This is a genomic window from Halalkalibacter lacteus (assembly GCF_036663595.1).
In the GTDB taxonomy this organism is placed as follows: Bacteria; Bacillota; Bacilli; order Bacillales; family Bacillaceae_D; genus Halalkalibacter; species Halalkalibacter lacteus.
This window is the reverse complement of sequence record NZ_JAWRVL010000068.1, coordinates 1-2,784: the sequence shown is the minus strand read 5'-3', so window position 1 is coordinate 2,784 and position 2,784 is coordinate 1. Positions and strand designations below refer to the sequence as shown.

The window sequence follows — 2,784 nt, the reverse complement described above, 5'->3', positions numbered from 1 at the left end:
TTTAAAGGCATTTTATATTCATTTCATTGTCTATATTCTTGTGAATACCATGTTTGTCATCATTAACTTAATGAACTACGAATATGCAGGCCGTTGGTGGTTTGTATATCCACTGTTGGGATGGGGAATCGGACTGGTCTCCCACGGGCTTTCCGTGGCCTCATTTGGATTATTTGGGCCGGATTGGGAGGAGAGAAAGATAAAGGAATATATGAAGAAAGATAACAGGGATGATTAAGATTTTTGTTCATGATCGGAAGTCGGTGAAGGCTTCCATTTTTTATTGTTAACAATAATTTTTGCGGGATTATGCTATGAACTAAGATCTTCCACACTCGGGCGCTATTCTTGAATAAGAGTAGTGCTCATTTTTCATTTAAGGGCCAGATTGTGGAATAACCCTAAAAAAGAAAACTGTATATTTAGGTTAAATTATATAGAAAAGATTGCGAAGGAATGTACTTAAAGTAACGAAGTAAAATACTTGAAGAAGGAACATGAATATTTTTGGTAGAAATAATGTATTAAAGGTATGATTGGGGGAGTTTATGTGTGGATATGGATATTATTACTACTTATCGTTATTGGTGTGGGCACAATTGTAGGGTTACTAAAAGAGCAATCAAATCAAAATAAAAGAATTATAGAGCTTCTTGAAGATATAAATAAAAACAAATAATGAAGTTGAACTAAAGTACAAAAGTTGGGGAACTGTCATTGCGGCAGTTCTTACTATTCTTGAAGTAAATGGCAGGATTGTATAACAAGGAAAAATCGACTATTATTAAAATAAGGTAAAATATGGTAAGTTGAGGGAGTGATTATTTGTTTAAACGAATATTATTTGTTAGCGGTATTCTTATTTTAGGAATGGTTATTGGGAACTTTTTTTTCAGTGATACTTTAGCTGACAACCAAGATGATAACTCTAAACATAAAGACGAAATTGCTTATCCTCAAAATGAGAAAGGACAGACGTTTGGTTCAGCATTGGATGCGCCTTCTTATGAAGATGAACCTTATTTAATCAAAGCTTACGGAATAGACGGTACAATAGGGTATGTAAAAAAGAAGATTTGGATGGTCCAGAGCCTAAAACACCTGAAGAAGCAGTTAGACTTTCAAATGAAGCTAAACCAAGAGAAATTCCGTTGTATGATGCTGACGGAGAGACTATTATTGGTAAGTTTATAGTCGGTGGTTAGATGCTGTTCAATAATAGAACAGCGTCTTTTTTATAGTAAAGAAAGTGTTTTTCTAGTAACGGGAGCGTTTCTGAAATAAGGAACGCTTTTTCTATGTCAGTAAAAAGGAAATTAATGTTAAACTGACGAAGCAGTTTACTTCAATACTATTGAGGAGGGTGGTTTTATAATGAAAAAAGTAATGTCATTTTTCATATTTGTTCTATTATTAACTGGATGTAGTTCGGAATTGACTTTCACTGCAATTGAAATTGCTAATACGAATAATGATGTTCGTACTTTTTTTGAAAGTGTAGAGGACACAAATGGTGCACATCTTTATTTCGATGAGGACAGGGTAATATATGTGATGTTAAATGGAAAAAACGTGATACAGGGTGAAAATGCTATTAATTTTACCGATTTTAGTGTGGATTCAGACGGTAAAATATTAAACATTCATTATATTGAAGAAGAAACAGAAAATTATTCAGATGCAACTTTAAAGCATCAGGTAGTATATAAAATACAGAAAGATAAGCAGTATGAAACAATACGAAGTTTTAAAAATGGCAATGAAGTATCGTTTGAAGCTGTGTCAGGAAACTAATTAACAATCTTCAACTGAAGCATTAAGTGATTTTATGATTAAGGCAATATATTAGCTATTGCATAAAAGGGCGCAAGAATTGAACAATTATGGACTGTTTCGCAGTCCATTTTTCTTAGTCTTTAATCAGTTAAAGGGATAAGTTGAAAACAAAAATTATAAGTAAGGTAGGTTTGAGTTGGTGATATTTAAGCGGATTGGTATATTGTTTTGTTTTACATCGATACTCCTTTTAACAGCGGCTTGTAGTCCAGAAAATATAGAAGATGCTATGAGAGAAGCTAAATCTACTGACTTATTTAATGAAAGTATTGATGATATTAAATTAGGTATGTCCATTGCTGATGAAGCGTTAATAACTAAACACGGAAATTTTGAATTATCCCCATGGAATGAAGAGTATACTTCACAAAGGAATTATGACCAATATTGGAACGAACAAATAATTATGAGCATTGATAGAGAAACTAAGGAAATTTTACAAATTGGAGTTCTTGAAAACAATAATACATCTTCAACTAAAAAGGGGATAAGATTAGGTGTGCCAATTGATGAAGTTATATCAGCTTACGGAGAGAATTATTTTGTTTACAACGACAGAGAACAAACTATTTATATAATAGGGTATGTTGACCATCAAAACAATTTAGAATTGTCTTTTAGTCATTTTGATGGAGAAGTACAAGGCATTAGTTTGGGTTATGCTTTTGATAGAATGAAGTGGGAACAACAATGAATTTTGGAAAAAAACTATTCCACAATCGGGAGCTATTCTTGAATAAGGATGGTGCTCATTTTTCATTTAAGGGCCAGATTGTGGAATAAGAAAAGGAGTTTTTGAAACTTAAAATAAAGTTCGTTTTGGAAAAAAGTGGTTTTTTATGTTCTGCCAATGATAATATTTATATATGATGAACAGGGGGAAAAGTCATGCGATCAGATCTACAACAAGGGAAACTCCCCCTTTCCATATTTTGTATGGTGGAATTT

Annotated in this window: 5 protein-coding genes; all 5 read left to right on the top strand. The window is 32.6% G+C overall.

Features of this window, described 5'->3' with window-relative positions; genetic code table 11:
* Positions 1-238, top strand: a 238-nt coding sequence (locus SAZ04_RS21440; RefSeq protein WP_332699486.1) for a 2TM domain-containing protein, incomplete at its 5' end; no start/stop codon positions are given.
* 312 nt (positions 239-550) lie between these two features.
* Positions 551-679, top strand: a complete 129-nt coding sequence (locus SAZ04_RS21435; protein ID WP_332699483.1) for a hypothetical protein — start codon at positions 551-553, stop codon at positions 677-679.
* A 146-nt stretch (positions 680-825) separates the two neighbouring features.
* Positions 826-1,194, top strand: coding sequence for a hypothetical protein (locus SAZ04_RS21430; protein ID WP_332699480.1), 369 nt, complete (start codon positions 826-828; stop codon positions 1,192-1,194).
* Positions 1,195-1,374: 180 nt separating this feature from the next.
* Positions 1,375-1,794, top strand: coding sequence for a hypothetical protein (locus tag SAZ04_RS21425; RefSeq protein ID WP_332699477.1), 420 nt, complete (start codon positions 1,375-1,377; stop codon positions 1,792-1,794).
* 178 nt (positions 1,795-1,972) lie between these two features.
* A complete protein-coding gene (locus SAZ04_RS21420) occupies positions 1,973-2,530 on the top strand; it encodes a hypothetical protein (protein WP_332699474.1) in 558 nt (185 codons plus the stop codon).
* Positions 2,531-2,784: the final 254 nt, after the last annotated feature.